Origin of the sequence: Pseudomonas sp. ChxA (genome assembly GCF_030263855.1) — a bacterium.
Classification (GTDB): Bacteria; Pseudomonadota; Gammaproteobacteria; order Pseudomonadales; family Pseudomonadaceae; genus Aquipseudomonas; species Aquipseudomonas fluorescens_CB.
This window is the reverse complement of record NZ_JARPMK010000002.1, coordinates 1,538,876-1,556,479: the sequence shown is the minus strand read 5'-3', so window position 1 is coordinate 1,556,479 and position 17,604 is coordinate 1,538,876. Positions and strand designations below refer to the sequence as shown.

Annotated in this window: 11 protein-coding genes; 3 read left to right on the top strand and 8 right to left on the bottom strand. The window is 61.1% G+C overall.

Annotation, left to right across the window (positions count from 1 at the left end; all coding sequences use genetic code 11):
• The first annotated feature begins 75 nt into the window (after positions 1-75).
• From P5706_RS32925 to P5706_RS32915, 3 genes are all read left to right on the top strand, one after another.
• The gene (locus tag P5706_RS32925) at positions 76-1,275 is read left to right on the top strand and encodes a Fic family protein (protein ID WP_285684670.1); all 1,200 of its coding nucleotides are present in this window, start codon (positions 76-78) and stop codon (positions 1,273-1,275) included.
• Positions 1,276-1,383: 108 nt separating this feature from the next.
• On the top strand, positions 1,384-1,965 hold the full coding sequence (locus tag P5706_RS32920; protein WP_064454818.1) for a LemA family protein: 582 nt from the start codon (positions 1,384-1,386) through the stop codon (positions 1,963-1,965).
• Positions 1,962-3,128 carry a hypothetical protein gene (locus P5706_RS32915; protein WP_285684665.1) on the top strand — a complete coding sequence of 389 codons (1,167 nt, stop codon included), beginning with the start codon at positions 1,962-1,964 and terminating at the stop codon, positions 3,126-3,128. The genes P5706_RS32920 and P5706_RS32915 overlap by 4 nt, the downstream gene beginning before the upstream one ends.
• A gap of 336 nt (positions 3,129-3,464) precedes the next feature.
• On the opposite strand, the gene pbpC is transcribed toward P5706_RS32915, so the two are convergent.
• The 8 genes from pbpC to P5706_RS32875 all read right to left on the bottom strand — a co-directional run bounded on the left by pbpC (position 3,465) and on the right by P5706_RS32875 (position 17,603).
• A complete protein-coding gene (gene pbpC, locus P5706_RS32910; RefSeq protein WP_200431025.1) occupies positions 3,465-5,774 on the bottom strand; it encodes a penicillin-binding protein 1C in 2,310 nt (769 codons plus the stop codon).
• Positions 5,755-11,571: an alpha-2-macroglobulin gene (locus P5706_RS32905; protein ID WP_285684662.1), complete on the bottom strand. Its 5,817-nt coding sequence runs from the start codon at positions 11,569-11,571 to the stop codon at positions 5,755-5,757. The genes pbpC and P5706_RS32905 overlap by 20 nt, the downstream gene beginning before the upstream one ends.
• A 278-nt stretch (positions 11,572-11,849) precedes the next feature.
• Positions 11,850-12,050: a DUF3077 domain-containing protein gene (locus tag P5706_RS32900; RefSeq protein ID WP_285684660.1), complete on the bottom strand. Its 201-nt coding sequence runs from the start codon at positions 12,048-12,050 to the stop codon at positions 11,850-11,852.
• Between the two features lie 500 nt (positions 12,051-12,550).
• The gene (locus P5706_RS32895) at positions 12,551-13,483 is read right to left on the bottom strand and encodes a phosphatidate cytidylyltransferase (protein ID WP_017135107.1); all 933 of its coding nucleotides are present in this window, start codon (positions 13,481-13,483) and stop codon (positions 12,551-12,553) included.
• A gap of 1 nt (position 13,484) precedes the next feature.
• On the bottom strand, positions 13,485-14,105 hold the full coding sequence (locus P5706_RS32890; protein WP_285684657.1) for a lysophospholipid acyltransferase family protein: 621 nt from the start codon (positions 14,103-14,105) through the stop codon (positions 13,485-13,487).
• A gap of 9 nt (positions 14,106-14,114) precedes the next feature.
• Positions 14,115-14,558, bottom strand: a complete 444-nt coding sequence (locus P5706_RS32885) for a hypothetical protein (protein ID WP_200431028.1) — start codon at positions 14,556-14,558, stop codon at positions 14,115-14,117.
• Positions 14,548-15,846 carry a phosphatase PAP2/dual specificity phosphatase family protein gene (locus tag P5706_RS32880; RefSeq protein ID WP_285684655.1) on the bottom strand — a complete coding sequence of 433 codons (1,299 nt, stop codon included), beginning with the start codon at positions 15,844-15,846 and terminating at the stop codon, positions 14,548-14,550. Before P5706_RS32880 ends, P5706_RS32885 begins: the two co-directional genes overlap by 11 nt.
• 2 nt (positions 15,847-15,848) lie before the next feature.
• Complete coding sequence (locus P5706_RS32875; protein WP_285684652.1) at positions 15,849-17,603, bottom strand: bifunctional alpha/beta hydrolase/class I SAM-dependent methyltransferase; 1,755 nt, start codon at positions 17,601-17,603, stop codon at positions 15,849-15,851.
• Between the last annotated feature and the right edge of the window lies 1 nt (position 17,604).

Here is a 17,604-nt window from a genome sequence, read left to right as displayed (position 1 = left end):
ACCCGGAAAAGCCCAGCTAATATTGGTCGTTGTGAAAAAATATATCGGAAGATAAATCGGAAAAAGGTAACCGTAATGGCGCAGGAATTTATCTCTGGAAACCATTGGCTTGAGCCTATCTGGCCTTCTCCGGGGTTTCCTGCGTCGACAGTGCGTACGGCAGAGTCCCTCGGCTTTCGCGCTGGAAAGCTGACAGGGCTCTTGCCCAGGCAAACGGCCAACCGCATAGGCGGTTTGATGCGGATCACCAGTAGCTATTACAGCAACCTGATCGAGGGCCAGTTTACGGAGCCGGTCACGTTGTCGGCTCGCGTGCCCAGGCGCGACCCCAAGGAGCTGCGAGCTCTCGCCGAAAGTCATATTGGTGTTCAGGAATTGTTGGAGAGAGCCTTGCGACGGCCCCAATCCATGGACGCCCCTTGGGATCTGTTCTTCACGCCAGAACTGGTGTCTGTTATTCATCGCCGCCTTTTCCGCGAGGCGAGTGATGAAGATTTGCGCCTGGGTGACGGGCACCTGCTGGTGCCTGGCCAACTGCGTGACGCCGCGCAGCGAAATGTTCTGGTGGGTGACCATGCTGCGCCAGCCTGGGGAGCTGTAACCCCCATGCTCACTCGGCTTCAGCAGGTCTATGGCAGACAACCTGACCTGACTCCGCGAATCCTTGGCTCGCTGGCTTACCATCATCGCCTTGCTTTCGTGCACCCCTTTGAAGATGGCAATGGCCGGGTTGTACGCATGATGACCCACCTGCAACTGATGCGGCTTGGGCTTGCTTCCCCATTGTGGTCACTGTCCAGAGGGTTGGCGCTTAAGCAGGATGAATACTATGCCCATCTGCGCGCAGCGGATCAGCCTCGCCGAGGCGATCTGGATGGTCGGGGTCAACTCACCCAAGCGGGTTTGTTTGGCTTTGTGGAATTCATGCTGCAGATTTGCATCGATCAAATGGACTATGTCGAGCAAGCCATGGACCTTGTGTCCTTGCGCCACCGGCTGGAGCGGGTCGTTGGGCTTGAGCCGCGATTTATTCAGGCAGGCGTGAAGCAGGAAATGGCCAAAGCGATCCATATCTTGCTGACCCAAGGCGAGATTCTTCGAGCCGACTTCAAGACGTTTTCCAGCCTGCACGACCGAGTCGCCAGTGAGCAACTCAGAAAACTCATTGATTTGGGGGTAGTTGAAGCCTCTTCAGCAAAGTCACGGTCGATTTTTCCGGGACTGCCTGTGTGGTTTGCACAGCTGATATTTCCTGATTTGCACAGACGTTTCTAGCCTTGAACAACGCGCTTGTCGGTTCTGTGCGCTAAGTCCGGGTGCTTCACTGCGCTTTAGCCCTAGAATGCCTCCCTGTGGATAACTCAGCCAGGGAATGCCTTCACCATGAACATAGAACTGCTTATCGCCGGTATCGTCGTGCTGATCATTGTCGTCGGCCTGGTCGGCTGGATGGTCGGCGTTTACAACGGCCTGGTGATGCGGCGCAATGATGTGGATAAAGCTTTCGCCAACATCGACGTGCTGCTCAAGCAACGGGCCGATCAGATCCCCGATCTGATGCGCGTGGTGCAGACCGCCATGAACCATGAGAACGCATTGTTTACCCGCCTCAGCGACGCGCGCACTCAATACCTGAACGCCAGCAGCCTCAACGATAAGGTCGATGCGTCCAACCAACTCAACGCGGCGCTCAAGTCGGTGATTGCGGTGGCGGAGAGTTATCCGGCGCTGATTTCGGGGCCGAACATGGTCGAGTTGCAACAGGCTATCTCGGCCGTGGAGGAGCGCATTGCTGACCGGCGTGAGTTCTTCAATGAGTCGGTGAACCTCTACAACATCGCCATTGCGGTGTTCCCCGACCTGTTTTTTGCGCGGATGCTCAGCTATCAGCGCATTCCGTTGTTGGCCATCAGCGCCGAAGAAACCCGCTACGAAGGCGTGAAGCTTGAGGTGCCGGGGGCATGAAAACCACCCAGGCAGGCGTTGTGGTGAAAAAGCCGAAGTGGAAAACCGCGCTGGCGCTGGTGGTCCTGGCCGGCTTTATCGCGTTGATGGTTTATGCGCCAAACATCCTGATCGCGCTGTTTTTTCCCGTGGGCATTCTGTTCGGTTTGCTGGTCAGCTTTGGCCCCAGTTTCTACAAAACCGAGCAGCGCCTGGCCACCAGTCAGATTCGTTCGCTGGCTATGGGCTTGGTGGAAGTGCGCGGCAAGGTGGTCGCCGACCAGACCATGCTGTCGCCGGTTTACGGCAAGCCGTGTGTGGGTTACGTGCTGATTGTCGAAGAGGGGACCAAAGACAAGGACGGCGATTGGAGTTGGAGTCGGGTGTTGGGTGAGGCGCGCTGTCATGACTTCCGGCTGCAGGATGCCGGCGGTGAGGTCCGCGTGATTGCTGAAGGGATTGACCTGTTTGGCAATAAATCGCCTGTCGAGTATGAGCTGCTGGGCAGTTCCCGCCGCCAGGGTGAAATCCTGTTGGTCCAGGACCTGGACGTGATGCTGATTGGCGACGCCGGTGAGCGAGAAGGCCAAACGGTTATTTCACAGGGTAAACACCCGAAGGCGGTGTTCGGCGTAGCGCTGACTGAGGATGTGGAAAACCGCCGCGTGCTGGCGCCTTTATGGCGCGCCGGTGGTTTTTATGGCGCCGTGATAGCGCTGCTCGGGGTGGGCGTCATGGCCATGACGCCTGCGCATTTTGCTCAACTGCATTTGCCCGGCCCCGAGACTTATCCACAGATGGCCGAACGGGGCCCGTTCTATCAACTGCTCGCTTGGCTGTACCGCGAGGGCGGCTTTCAGATTCCGTTCATGGCCGCGTTTGGTTTCTTTCTGGCCCTTATCGTCGTCATGATGGCCACGCGGCTGGTCCTGCCCAAAGGTATTCGCCTGGCCGTGGGGCGCGTACTGGGGGCATGGATGGGGTTAGGCATGGTGATTGGCGGCGTAGTGACCCTGCTGCTGTTCGTTGCCCATGTGGATACGATGAAGTTGTTTCTGGTGTGGATGCTGATCCTGCTGGGCACCCTGGTGTTCTCGATCTTCGAGCAGAGAAAGCTCGGCGCGGCGTACAACCATTACGCCAAGCGTGTGGGCAAAGCCAGCTTCGGCGACGAAGACGCCTGATCAGGGCGTAAAGATTCCCTGTGGGAGCGGGCTTGCCCTAATGCCAGTCAGTTAAAAGCTAGAACTGACAACCAGCGACCTGTGGCGAGGGAGCTTGCTCCCGCTGGGCCGGGCTGGCGCTCCAGCGCGAAGCGGCCCCTGCTCTTTGCTTTAAAAGCATGGGACTGCTACGCAGTCCAACGGGAGCAAGCTCCCTCGCCACAGTTACCGGCAATGTCTTAACTGACTGGCATTAAGGCTTGCCCGCGAAGACGACGGCCCAGCCAACAGTGATGTTGGCTGACCCACCGCTATCGCGGGCAAGCCCACTCCCACAGGGATCTGCGCTTAGCCAGCTCAGGGCACAAACTCCACTTTCAGCCCGCGGCTCGCACTGCGGCCCTGATCATCACTGACCCGCAACCGGTATTCGCCCGACTTGCCCGGCCGCCAGTTCAACGTGGCTTGCGGTGGGCCTTGGCCAATCAGGGTCTGGTCGGCAAACCAGTACAGCGTGGTCGCGTCACTGGCCGCGTTGGCGTTGAGCGGGATACTTTCCTGCGGCTGGGACAGGCGCAACTGGTAGCTCACCTGGGTCAGCGGCGAGCGAATCTGCGGCGCTTCGCTTTGGTCGCTGATGCGGTTGGGCTGGCAATTTTTCATCACATTAGGCGGCGTGCGCCGGGGCAGGCCGGCGGCGCGGTACAGGCGCTGCACATCGCTTGGCCAGAATTCGAAGACTTCTTCGCGGGTGTATTGCGGGTCAAACGGCGGGCACGCGGCCTTGCCTGTGCGGGTGTCGATCAGTACCGGGCGATGCAGATTAGACACGCGAATCGGCGATACGCCGGGGATGTACCAGGTCTTGCGGGTTTGCGGGCACCAGCGGTTGGGCAACTCGCCAGAGGCCGCACACACGTCGATGCGTACCAGCCCGGCGGGCGGCTTGTCGGGTTTGATCACCACATTAGGCAAGGCCAGCGGCAGGGCGTCGGCGATACGGAAGAACAGCGGCGCGGCGGTTTTGGCGCCGATAAACGTCGGGTTCGGCCGCCCATCAAAGTTGCCCACCCACACCACCAGCACATACGGCCCGACCAGGCCTGCGCTCCAGGCATCATGAAAGCCCCATGAGGTGCCGGTTTTCCAGGCGGTGCGCCAGTGGCGGCCGGGCAGGCCATCCGGGCGTGGGTTGCGGCGCAGCATGTCGCGCACCATAAACGCCGCTTGAGGCGTGAGCAGCTGCGCGCCGGTGGTTTGCGGTTGTTCCTGCAAATAGCGCAAAGGCCGCAAATGCCCGTCACCTGCCAGCATCACATACAGGCGGGCCAGTTCCTCCGGCGTCATCTCGCCGCCGCCCAAGGCCAGGGCCAGGCCGTAGTGACTTTCCCCACGCAAGCCTTTGATCCCGGCGCGTTGCAGCAAGCCATACAACGAGGGCGACTGCACCTGGCTGGCGAGCCATACCGCCGGAATATTGCGACTACGGATCAACGCATCCCGCGCCGTCAGTGGCCCGACAAAACTGCCGTCGAAATTTTCCGGCTGGAAGTAGCCGAAGTTACTGGGTAGATCCTTGAGGATGCTCATGGGGTGGATAACCCCCTGATCCAGCGCCAACCCATACAGAAACGGCTTGAGCGTCGACCCCGGCGAGCGCCGCGACAGCACGCCGTTGACCTGCCCGTGGATGCTTGTGGATAAGTAATCCGCCGAACCTACCAGCGCTTTGACGCTCTGGTCGCGGCTGTCCACAAGGATGGCTGTGGCGTTTTCCACACCGGTACTGCGCCGCTCGGCAATAAAACCGGTGATCAAGCGTTCGAGCAGTTGCTGCAAAGGCAGGTTGAGGGTGGTGTTGAGTTCGTTGCCGGTCTGCGACGCCAGTAACTGCTCGCTCAAGTGCGGCGCCAGAAACGGGATCTGCTGGCGGTTGCGCGCCTCCAGGGGCAAGTCGAGCAAACTGTCGTTACGTGGGTCCTGTGGATAAGTTTCGCGCCAGTCGGCCATCAAGCGCAGCCGCGCATGTTGCAGCGACGGCCCGAAGCGTGCGCGCCGCCCCGGTTGCTGCGGGATCACCGCCAATGCCAGCGCTTCGGACAACGACAACTGCGCCGCCGACTTGCCAAAGTAAATCCGGCTGGCCGCTTCGGCGCCTTCGATATTGCCGCCCATGGGCGCCAGGTTCAGGTAAGCCTCAAGAATATCGTGCTTGCTGTAGCGCGCTTCCAGCCACAGCGCCAGGGCCATCTGCTGCAATTTGCCCGGCACTTGGCGGGTGTTGAGGTCCCACAGCCGCCGCGCCAGCTGCATGCTCAAGGTCGAGCCGCCCTGGCGCTGGCCGCCGCTGTAGGTGGCCATGGCCGCGCGTAGCAACGCCGGGGGGTTGATGCCCGGGTGCCAATAGAAATTGCGGTCTTCCTTGAGCAGCAACGCCTCGACCAGTGACGGCGACATGCGTTCCAGCGGCAGCCACAGGCGATATTGCCCATCCTGCGCCAAGGTCATGCGCAGCAGCGCGCCGTCGTCGGCCAACACCACGCGGGACGAGGTGACGGCCTGTTCGAGTGGGGCGTGGGGCCACCATCGCAGCCCCGCCAGCGTGCCTGTAACGAGCAGCGCCGCTGCAAACAGCGGCGTCAGGCGTTTAAGGCTTGGTAATTTCAAGCTGGCCTACTTTGCCGCGCCCTTGCAGGGTAGTTTCGTACATGCCTTCGGCGTAGGCCGGTGGCGTATTGAATGTCCCTGCGTTGGTGGCGCGCACGCGGTACACGAAAGTGCCTACATCGCGCAGCGCGGTGCCGTACAACACCACCCGATCATCGCGCACATCCACGTAGTCCGGCTGCCAGTTGCTCAGCTCGGTCTCGCCGATCGGTGCCTGCCAGGCATCGCCTTCATCGCCGTCGGCGGTTTCCACGTACTCGGAATCGTCGCCTTCACTTTCACTTTCTTCGTTGCTGGCGGCCGCTTCCGGCTCCGGCGGCAAGTTATACACAGGCTCGACACCGCCTGGCAGCAAGTCGACCACGGCCACTTGCTGCACTTGGTCACGGTCGGTGGCGCGCAGGCGCAGGCGCACCAGGAACTCGTCGCCCACCGCGACTTTGCTCACCGGCTCGCCTTTGAGGTCGAGGTATTCGTGGATGATTTCCAGGCCATTGTTGATTGGCTTGAGCTTGGCACCCTTGTCGAAACCGGCTTCGCTGAGCATGTAGAAAGCGGCCGGGCCGTCGGTTTTTTCCATCACCAGCTTCTGCGTTTTACCCGGCACGGCGGCGCGCGGTGGCTGGCCGGCCATCTCCAGCAGTTGCTGTTGCTTGTCGCCGAGCCAGGCGGTGGCCTTGAGGGTCATGTCGCTCTGGGCGCGTTGGCCATAATTGTCCAGGGCGCGAAGCAACAGGGCGGCCGACAGCGAGTTGTAACGCTGTTCGTTCAGGCGCTTGCCGAGTTTATCCAGCAGCGCCGTCGGTACATCGTCAAGCAACTCGGGGAAGTGACGGGCCAGCAGGTGCAAGTGCTCGGCGTCGTGTACCAGCGGGTCGTAATACAGGCCATCGCTCTCCCACTTATCCACCAGCGAACGCCACGGGATTTTGCGGAACAGAGTATCGGCCTGACGATCCTGCTTGAGCAGCTTGTAACTGGCCGCCAGGTAAGCGGCGCCCAGGTCGTTTTGCCAGGTGTCTTTGAAGTAGCTCTCGTAGCGCTCGCGGATGTCGCTCAAGGCGCCGCTCACCAGAATTCCCTGACGGCTCAAGAGGTAACTGGCGTAGGCACGGTTGCGCAATTCCGACAGACCTTCGCTCGGGCCATTGGCCAGGTCGGTCAGGTAGGCGTTGGAGCGCGCCAGCAGGTCTTCCGGCACCGGCAGCCCGCGTTCCTTGGCTTCGATCAGGAAGTCGGTGGCGTACAGGCTGGCATACGGCGCCACATCTGGGTTGGCGGCCCACAAACCAAAGCCACCGGCCGAGTTCTGGCGCTGGCGCAGCATGCGCACCGCGCCGCTGAAGGCTTGTTCGGCTTCTGGCGCCGTACCGCCCCAGATCAACGCCGGCATGGCCTTGGACACCAATTGCTCGGTGCAGGCGTAGCCGTAGTCATCCAGGTAATGCTTGAGGCCGTTGGCCCATACCAGCGGCGAGGCGGCCACACCCAGTTGCACATCGCGCAATTGGCTGAACAGTTCGCGGGTAGGTTTCAGCTCTTTGCTGGCGCTGTCGAAACGGCCCGGGCTCAAGGCCACGCGATGCTCGCTCAGTGGGCGGATCGAAGTGGTTTCTGCCACCTGGATACGCTTGCCGTCCGGCAATACCGCGACAAAACGCAGGTCTGCCGAGCCGAGGGTTTCACCCACCTTGATTTTGAACTCGGCAGTGCCTTCCTTGCGCGGTTGCAGCGACAGTGTGCTGCCTTTGTCGCCCTGCACGTTTAGGCCGTCGCTGGTCTGCACTTCAAACTTCACGTCCGCTGCCGCGTCAAGGTTACTGAACACCCCGGCGCTCACATTGAACACATCCCCCGGCGCCACAAAGGCCGGCACGTTCGGCGTGATCACAATCGGCCCGCGCACTTCGGTATTGGCCTCGCTGACACCCACGCTGTCACTGTCCACCGCCACTGCAAACAGGTGCAGCTTGCCGTTGAAGCTGTCCGGCACCTGGTAATGCAGCACGGTTTCACCGGCGGGCAAGTCAACCAGCCCGGACCACCAAGCCACGGGCGGCTGGTGTTTACGCTTGAACGGGTTGAGGTGGTTAGCCAGCGCGCCTTCGGTGTCACCACCGGGCGCTGCCCCACTGAGCAGGCGGCTGAATTCCGGCAGGATCAGGTCAAGAATCTGACTGGTGCCGACCTCCAATGCGCGTTTCTGGAAGAAGAAGCCCAACGGGTCGGGTGTCTGGTAACGCGCCACTTGCAGGATGCCTTCGTCCACCGCGTAAACCACCGCGCGGCCTGGGCGGTCGGCGGTGACCTTGATATCCAGGGTCTGCCCCGGCTCGATCTTCTGCGGGCCTTCAACCTTGAGCGCCATGCGCCGCGCATCCAGGTTGATGCTGAACGGCACTACACCGTAGGACAGCGGGCTCATATAGACCTCAGGCGAACCCATGTCGCGTACAAACTGCACGTTGACGTAGGCATTGCCCTCAAGCCCGGCAGGCACGCGGATATGTTGCACGCTGTTGGTGCTATCGGCCTTGAACCACTGTTGGGTGTAAACCTTGTCACGCTCGATGGTGATCAAACCGGCACCGGTGTACGGCGCGCGTATGCTGATCGCAATTTCATCACCGGTGGCATAGCTGCGTTTATCCAGGCGCAGTTGCAGCTCGGCGTTGCGCTCCAGCGAGCGTGAGGTGTTGCCGCGCCCGGCCACGCTGTAGTCGATCTGGTTGAGCGGGCGGCCATTGGCGTCTTTGACTTGCAGGGTGAAATCACCCGGCGTGCCGGTGTTCAGGGTCTGCTTGGCGCCGTCCTTGGTCATCGTCAGCGGTGCGGCCGGCTGGCTGATGTTCTTGATGCGCGACTCGTATTTGTAGGTGCCGTTGGACTGTTTCACCAGCACCGACACGTAACGGTGTTCGACCACTTCACTGGTCAGGCCATCCACTGCCATCGGCGTGAGGTCCGGCGCGACGGCCAGCCATTGCACCTGGCGCGGGGCGTCCTTGGCGACGTACGACAGCGAATCCTGACTTTTCACACCGACCAGATAAGGCGCGGACGACACCAGCAGCGCACTTTGCGCCGCCACGTTGCGGCCACCTTCGGCCTCGAACACCTGGGTCATCACCTGCAGGCGATAGGTGCTGCTGGCGAAGCGTTGCAGGTTGAGGTCGAGTACGGCCTGGCCGTTGTCGTCGACGGTGGTTTCAGCCAGGTCTTCGGTGCTGGCTTCTTCCAGGGCGTCGTTGAGGCGGAAGCGGTAATCGGGGTAACGGTCAAAGGCCGCGAGCGTCGGGCTCAGGGACATCTTTGCCGTGACGCGTCGGCCGGCTGCCGGGGCGCCGAACAGGTGCATGGCGGTGACCTTGGCCACCACTTGGTCCGGCGGGATCCAGCCCAATACCGGCGTGTCGTGCAGGCTCAGGCTGACCTTCATGCGGTCCGGCTCGAAGTCGCGAACCTTGAAGCTGACACTGCCCAGGTCGGTGCGGGTGTTTTTCTGGCCAATCAGCTGCAAGGTCGCGGTGTAATCCCCGGCGGGTGCGACTTCACTGCTGGGAAAATCAAAGGTTTCAAAGCCGCTGGTGGACAGCTTCAGCGGCTGGCGAATCACTTCCAGGCCACGCGGGTCGGTGATTTGCAGTTCAACCGGCAGGCCTTGCAAGGCACCTTTCCAGTCGCCGCTGCGCACGATCATGCCCAGGTGCGCGGTCTCGCCCGGGCGGTACAGGCCACGGTCGGTGAACATATACGCGCTGAGGCGATTAATCGCGCCGTCTTCTTCCAAACCACCTACATCGAAGCGTGAAAAGTCCAACTGCTGGGACTGACGGGCAATCGGCAGGAACGACTGGTCGTTGCCGCGCGTGACCACATACATCAGCGGCGTTTTCTCACGGCGCAGTTCATCCAGTTTGGCGAAATGCGCGTGGCCTTCGGCATCGGTGCGGCCGCTGGCGACCGGCAGACCGTTGCGGCCCATGATGTCGACTTGTGCATCGGCGACCGGCGAGCCGTTGCCGATGGACTGCACATACACATCATGGCTGCCGTCGCTGGAGCGCTTGGCAATGATGCCCAGGTCGGTGACCACGATAAAACGCAGGTCGCTGGTACTGTTGCGCTCGTACTCGAACGTGCGCTCGGCGGGGTCATCCTGCGGGCTCAGCTTGAGCACGAAAATACCGCGACGGCCGCCATTGGAGGTGAGGTAGTGGCTCAGATCCACGTTGTCGTAGACGGTTTTCGCCGGGTCATTGGACGACAACGCAATATCCAGCGACTGACGCTCAACCATGCGGTCGAAGTATTCATTGCCGAAATTCGGCCGCGCGAAGCTGCCGCTGCTTTGGTCGACCAAATGCTGCAACTGGTTGGGCAGCAGGCGGGCGATTTCCACATGGGCACCGGGCACGCCACGGGCCATGAAGCCCAGGCGTTTTTCACCGTTTAGGCTCAGCAGCGCGCCGTCCGACAGGAACTGCAAGGTGCGTGGGTATGCCGGCATGCTGATCAGCGAGGCGGTAGGGTTTTTCGCCAGATAACCGCCAATGGCTTCCAGGTTGGCGGGCACGCGCACATACAGCGCGCGGCCGGCTGGGGCCTTGAACTTGAAGGCGTGCAGGGTGTTCAGTGGTTCGACGCTGGGCACGTGGGTCAGGCTGACCTTGGTGCTGCGCGCCAGCATTGCGTCGTCGATATCGTTGCTGGTGTAAGGGCGCGTGTCGTCTTCGGCCTTGGCCGGCAGCAGCCAGGCCTGGACCTTGCCGGCGATGGTGTCATCGGCCACGGCGCTGGAGCTGCTGAACATCAATACCGGCTCCGGTTCGCCGCGCTCGTTGTCGACAAAGCTGACTTCGGCAGCGGTAAACGTCAGGCGATAACGGCCGGGCACGGTGACTTCCGCCACCAGTGGCGCGGTGCTGGCATTGCCGCCGTCACGGGCCTTGATGCCTTCATCGAGCTTGGCGCTGACCGGCGCGCTTTCCAGTGGCGTGGCCAGGGCGGCGGAGCGCACGTAAGCATTGAGCTTGAGGTCGTCAAAGGTGACTTCCGGGCGGTTGGGCATTTGGGCGTCGCGGTAAGCCAGGCCTTTGCCAAGGGTCACCGAGACGCGCTTGCGCAGGTTGTCTTCATCCACCGGGTGGGAAAAGTGGAAGGTCGCCACCAGCTGTTTCAGTGTCGGGTTGGACGGGTCCTGGTACAGCTCGTTTTGCGCCAGGGTGGCGCGGAACGGTTGGGTCGAGAACTGGCTGCTGTATTGGCTCAGCAGCACGCCGTCAGCCAGCAGCTGTTTCTTGGCCAGGTCGAGCGTGTAATGGGCGTCCACAGGCCAGTCTTTTTCCGGCACGAACAATAAGGTGCGGTCGTCGGACCAGCGCCAGGTGCCTGCCACGCCAGGCTTGAGGTTGATGCCTTCGGTAACCGGCTTGCCAATGGCAGCAAGCGGGGCCACAGACTCGGCAAAACGCACCTGCAAGTTATCCACAACCGGAGGCTGCTGGGTGTAATCGGTCAGGTTCGGCTTATGCAGCGAATAACCCACGGTGTGGGGCTGCGGCAAATTCGAATACCAGTGCCAGCCATAGAAACCAGCAGCGGCCAGCAACACCAGGCCCAAGACCCCGGCACCCGCCCGGCGGGGATGGGCGCGGGCTTTACTGCCCAGGTTCCCCACGCCACGACCCGTGGCTCGCAGCCAGGCTGGCGGCTGCCATTGGCCAAAGACGGCACTCACCACAGTCAGTAAAGCGCCGATAATCCGGCGGCTGATCGCTTTCAACGAATCGAACATGGTGAGCATCCCTGGCAAAGTGCGGCCTATCTTACACGCGTCTTTGATACAAAAGATGACGTGAAGTGGTCAGCGTGCTCAGGCGTGTTGCACAAAGGTGAGGCGTACCGCAAAACCGATCGAAAGGTTGGCTGTGAAGCAAGGTTTCGGCTTTAGCGGTGCCTCCCAATACACCACAAAACCCCGTGGGAGCTGGCTTGCCTGCGATGGCGGTGGCACACCCAAAAGTGATGCCGGCTGACATTCCGCTATCGCGAGCAAGCCCGCTCATTACATTTTCATGAGTTGCTCATGCATTCCAGTGAGCGGTCCACCATCACTTTGGCCATTTCCATCAGATAACCGGCTGCCTTGGGCGACTCATCCAATGCTTCAGCGCAACGGAGCAGTTCTGAGGCATAAGCGAGGGCATCCTCAAGACTGAGTTCAGGATGGGTAATAAAAAAAGAATGGGGTGCGTTGGGTTTCACTTTGGTCATTGCAATAACTCCAATAAACCAATGTACATTCGAGCTGCTAAACCCGGTCACTGAATTGACAGTGACCAACGCAGACTAGCCATCGAAAAGGCAGCGCACAAGCGGTTGGGATTCTCTCGGAAATGTCCTGCGAAAGAAAGGGACGCAGGAGGTAGGAACGGTGGTTTAAGACTTTGCTGAGCGCTCGAAAGCACTGCAAACCTAGTGTGGGCGCTGGCTAGCCTGCGATGGCCATAGTTATCTACACAACTTTTCAAGGCAGCCACTCCCTCTTGTGGCGAGCAGGCTTGCCCTGCGTTGGGCTGCGAAGCAGCCCCAAAACCAGACGCTGAGTTCTTTCAGGCAAATTGCAGTGCCTTTACTGGGGCCGCTTCGCAGCCCAACGCAGGGCAAGCCTGCTCGCCACAACAGCCTAACCGGTTGTGTAGATAACTATGGCCATCGCAGGCAAGCCAGCTCCCACAATTGATCTGTGTTGGGCTTAAGAGAGAGCGTGTTCCTCAGGTCCACCAGTAGCGCACAAGGTGGAAGAAAATCGGCGCGGCGAAGCACACCGAATCCAGGCGGTCCAACATCCCGCCGTGGCCTTCGATCATGTGTCCCCAATCCTTAACGCCTCGGTCGCGCTTGATCGCCGACATCACGATGCCGCCGGCGAAGCCCAGCAGGTTGATCAGCAGCGCGATCAGGAATGACTGCCATGGGTTAAACGGCGTGGTCCACCACAGCGCCGCGCCGATCAGGGACGACAGCAGAATCCCGCCGACAAAGCCTTCCACGGTTTTGGATGGCGACAAATTGGGCGCGATCTTGTGTTTGCCGAACAGCTTGCCGCACACGTACTGCAGCACGTCCGACAGTTGCACCACGATCACCAGGTAAGCGATCAGCAACAGGTTGCGGCCTTCGTAGCCGGGAATATCGAGTGTGAGCAGGGCGGGCACGAACGACACGCAGAACACCGCAATCATCAGGCCCCATTGCACCTTCGACGCGCGCTCCAGAAAGTGCGTGCTGTCGCCACCCAGTGAGGCGAGGATCGGCAGCAGCAGGAACACGTACACGGGGATAAAGATCGAAAACAACCCGTACCAGTCCGCATAAATCAGTAGGTATTGCAGCGGTAGCGCCAGGTAGAACGCGGCTACAAGGGCCGGGTAATCGCTGCGCCGTGTCGGGGTGAGGGTAAGAAATTCGCGCAGGGCGTAGAACGACACCGCATAGAACAGCAGGATCACCGCGCCAGTGCCGAGCCAGAAGGCAATGCCGATCACCACCACCATTACCCACCACGCATTGATGCGGGCGTTAAGGTTGTCGACCACCGCATTCGGTGTGCCACGGGTGCGCAGTTTGAGGATCAGGCCGATCAGCGAGGCCAGCACCAGGATCGCGCCGATTCCGCCGAACAGCATCAGGGTTTGGCTATCCATGTCAGACATGCTCCGGGGCGAGGGCGAGCAGGGCATCGCGGGTGCGGGCGAGGAAGGCGGTTTTGTCTTCACCGTCTTCCAATTGCAGCGGCGCGCCGAAGCTGGTGGTGCACAGCAAAGGCAGCGGCAGTACGCGGCCCTTGGGCATGACCCGGTTGAGGTTGGCGATCCACACCGGAATCAATTCGGCCTGTGGGTAACTTTTTGCCAGGTGATACAGGCCACTTTTGAACGGCAGCAAACCGTCTTCCAGGTTGCGCGTGCCTTCGGGAAAGATGATCAAGGAATCGCCGCCTTGCAGCGCGGCCAGCATCGGCTGCAAAGGGTTATCCACAGGGTCTTTGCGCTCGCGGTCGATCAGCACGCCGTTGAACACGCGGTTGATAATGTAGCGGCGCAGTGCGCTTTGGTTCCAGTAATCACTGCCGGCCACCGGGCGCGTGAATTTGCGCAGGTTCTGCGGCAACGACGCCCATAGCAAGACGAAATCACCGTGGCTGCTGTGGTTGGCGAAGTAGATGCGCTGCACCGGCACCGGCGCGCAGCCCAGCCAAAGGCTACGAGCGCCGGTAACGGTGCGGGCCATCGAGGTAATCAGGGTGGCGACCACGGGTTCGAACATGGGGATTCCTTATCCGGCGAAGGGTAGCCAAGGGCTGGCGAGGATCACGGCCAGGGTCAGCAGCGCTTGCGCGCCCAGCAACCAGGCTTGTTTGCGCAGCAGTTTAAGCGCGCCGCGACGGCGTTCGGTCCAGGGTCGGCCGGCGCGTTTGGGCGATTGCAGGCCGAGGGTCTGCAAGGCTTGGTCGAGATCGGCCGTGCGCTCGGTGTCGCGGGCCAGCAGGGCGAACAGGTCGGCGTCGAAGGCCACGCGCAAGGCCCAGTACTTTTGCAGCAAGCCAAGAATAATCATCCACAGGCTGAGCAACAGGCAAAGTGTCGAAACGCTGGCCAATAGCAATTGAGCAAGGCCGAATAACACGCCGGCCACAGTCAGGCCTGTGGATAACTGATCCAGCGAACGGCCACGGCGCAGCAGACTGGCAACCACCTGAAGTTCCATATCAGCGGGCATGGGGCAAACCCTCCAACGCTTTACGGTGAGCAGGATGCAGGACCACTTCGGCCCGTGCTGTACGAATAATAGCCAGTGCCTCGTCGACCGTGGCAGCGCGCCCGCTGTGCAGCAGCCACGCGGCGACTGCGGTGGCGCTGCGCGAGTAGCCAAGGGCGCAGCACACCAGCAACGGGCCGCTTGAACGCAGGCGTTCAATGGCCTCAGCGGCGTGCAGGCATTGGGCGGGCGTTGGCGCGATCAGGTCGAGCACGGGCACGCATTCATAGGCGCGGCCCTGTGGATTAATCGGCAATTCGGCGCACAGATCGACGATGGCCGTGAAGGCGCCTTGCTCGCCGGTGGTAGGCATTCGACCAAGCCAGACGTTATCCACAATCTGGTCGGGTTGTGGATGTTTACGTGTCCACAGCCTGGAATTTATCCACGCAGCCGCCAAGTAAGGTGCAAACAGCCAGCGCGCGGCAGGGGTGAGCCGGCCGTCTTGGCGCTTCTGGAAGCCCGATGCGCCGAGTACAAAGTAGTTCGCCTTGATCAAACCCAAGGAAACCGCTGGCCAAAGCAGCCACAACCACCCGCCGCCCAGCACCAAGGCCAGAATCACCAGCAACACTGCGCCAAGACCATAGCGTATGCCCAGCCGCCATCGTTTTGGGTCCCGCGTCAGGCGTGCATTCAACAGCGGGCTTGAATGTTCCACCGGCCACAGCCACACACACAACCAACCGGCCAGGGCGCCTGTGGGTAAGTCGATAAAGTGATGTTGATACGTGGTCAGCACCGAAATACCGATCAACGCAAACCAGCCATGCACCAGCCAACGCCAGAACCCTTGGGTGTGGCGCTGGTACATGACCCACAAAATCACCAGCAGCGCGATATGCAGCGACGGCGCCTGGTTGAACGGTTTGTCGAAGCCTGCGAGCACCGCAAACAGCCAGCCGAATACGCCATCCAGCTCCGGCCGTTCAAAGGTGAAACGCAGCGGCCAGATCAAAAAGCAGCTCACGGCAATGACTTGCGCACTGAGCAGGCGCAACGCGTGTTGTTTGAGCTCATGACGAGTATTGGGCAGTAGCAGTGAAAACCCGTACAGCAGGTCTATGGACCAGTAGGGCACGATGGTCCAGGCCCAGAACGGCATATGGGTTTCCCAGCCGAAGACCAGCGTGCCCACGTCGCTGCGCTGGCTGGTGACCCAGGTGGCGAAGCCATAGGTGCTGAAAAACAGCGGCGCCAACAACAGCAGCCACAGGACGGCGGGTTTCAATAAGCCGGGTTCGCGCATGCTCAGATCTTCTGCGCCAGGGACACGGTGAAAATGCCCCATTCATCCACACGCTGGGTGATTTTGCGAAAGCCCGCCGCCTCGACCAATTGATCCATCTCTGCCTGGCTGCGACGGCGCATTACCCAGGCCTGGCCCTGGCGATGGCTGGTCAACGCGCGGGCGATCAGTTCCAGTTGCGGGTGCCACGGCTGGCCGGTGTAGACCAGATACCCGCCGGGCTCCACCGCTTCGGCAAGACCTGCCAGCGAACCACCGACCATGCCGTTATCGGCAAACAGCTCATACAAGCCGGACACCACCGCCAGGGTCGGTTTGGGCGCCAGTGACGCCAAGTCTGCTCTATCAAATGCATCGCCTTTGACGAATTGCGCGATATCCCCCAGGCCTTTTTCGCGAATCAGTGCACCGCCGTCACGTACGTTGATGTCGCTGTAGTCGCGCAGCAGGATCGATTCCGGCAACGGCGAAACGCCCTGCAAGGCTTCGAGAATGTAGCGCCCGTGGCCGGCGGCGATATCGACAATGCGCACCTCGCGATCATCGGCACGCAACTTGGCCATGGCCAGCCGTAGCAGTTCCTCGACGTTCAACTTGCGCTGGCGAATGCCGCGCCAGCCGATGGAGTTGAGGTAGTTGGTGTCGATCATCCGCCCCAGGCCGCCCTTGCCGGTGGGCTTATTGCGGTACACGTAGTCCAGGGTGCTGCCGGAGTCGAAGCCGGTGTCGAAACCCAGTTTCACCCCGTCCGACAGGTTCTTGCCCAGGCCCATGCTGGCGCGGGTGATGCGCCAGTAGAGGTCGCGCAGGGAGTTACGCGGCAGCGGCGCGGCGAGGGCTTCGGACTCGGCGCAGGTGGCGCCGAGTTTGTCGGCATCCAGCAGGGCGGCGCGGTCCAGCGGGTGCTGGAAGTTCTGCAGGATAAAGCGCCGAGCGCTGCTTACGGCCACGGCGCGGTCGCGCTCGCCAAGGGTGTCGTGGAAAAAGCCGGGCAAGATGTGCAGCTCTTTTTTCAGGCTGCCCAGGCGGTCGAAAAATTGCTGCTGGGGTTTGCGGTGCACCACAAAGTCGGAGCCGGAGATGAGCAATTGCGTCGGTACCTGGATCGCCTGGGCATCGGCGACCACCCGGTCGGCGGCTTCGTACAGACCAAGCAGCACATTCACCGAAATCGCCTTGGTGATCAGCGGGTCGCTGTCGTAGGACGCGACGCGCTCCGGGTCATGGCTGAGGAACTTGGCCTTGACGTAACTGTTGACGAAAAAGTTGCCGCGAAATTTGCGCATCAACGCCAGCCCGGGCCGGGCGAAGGGCACGTACAGCTTGACCTTGAACGCCGGGGAAGCGAGCACCAGTGCGCGGATTTTTGGCGCGTAGTCGTGTACCCAAGTGGCCGCAATCACCGCGCCGACGCTTTGGGCGATAACGGCGAAATTTTGTTCTTCTATGCCGTAGGTGAGGCCGATGTGTTCGCAGAAGGTCTGCACGTCGCGGGCGCTGGTGGCAAAGCTTGGGCTGTCACCGCGCGCGCCCGGCGATTGGCCGTGGCCACGGGCGTCCCAGGCGAAGAAGTCGAACTGCGGCAGGTCGAGTTCATCGACCAAGTGGGCAATGCGCCCCGAATGCTCGTGACCGCGATGGAACAGCAGGATCGCCTTGCGCGGCGCGTCGCCCACAGGCGCAGCGGCCGGCCAGTGCCGATAAAAAAGCTCGACGCCATCATGGGTACCGAAGGTGTGCTCTTGCTGTTCGCGCATC

Bases quoted from the DNA above. Each gene is read 5' to 3' on its own strand.
- P5706_RS32925 (WP_285684670.1), top strand. From the start codon at position 76: ATGGCGCAGGAATTTATCTCTGGAAACCATTGGCTTGAGCCTATCTGG.
- P5706_RS32920 (WP_064454818.1), top strand. From the start codon at position 1,384: ATGAACATAGAACTGCTTATCGCCGGTATCGTCGTGCTGATCATTGTC.
- P5706_RS32915 (WP_285684665.1), top strand. From the start codon at position 1,962: ATGAAAACCACCCAGGCAGGCGTTGTGGTGAAAAAGCCGAAGTGGAAA.
- P5706_RS32905 (WP_285684662.1), bottom strand. From the start codon at position 11,571: ATGTTCGATTCGTTGAAAGCGATCAGCCGCCGGATTATCGGCGCTTTA.
- P5706_RS32900 (WP_285684660.1), bottom strand. From the start codon at position 12,050: ATGACCAAAGTGAAACCCAACGCACCCCATTCTTTTTTTATTACCCAT.
- P5706_RS32895 (WP_017135107.1), bottom strand. From the start codon at position 13,483: ATGGATAGCCAAACCCTGATGCTGTTCGGCGGAATCGGCGCGATCCTG.
- P5706_RS32890 (WP_285684657.1), bottom strand. From the start codon at position 14,105: ATGTTCGAACCCGTGGTCGCCACCCTGATTACCTCGATGGCCCGCACC.
- P5706_RS32885 (WP_200431028.1), bottom strand. From the start codon at position 14,558: ATGCCCGCTGATATGGAACTTCAGGTGGTTGCCAGTCTGCTGCGCCGT.
- P5706_RS32880 (WP_285684655.1), bottom strand. From the start codon at position 15,846: ATGCGCGAACCCGGCTTATTGAAACCCGCCGTCCTGTGGCTGCTGTTG.
- P5706_RS32875 (WP_285684652.1), bottom strand. From the start codon at position 17,603: ATGCGCGAACAGCAAGAGCACACCTTCGGTACCCATGATGGCGTCGAG.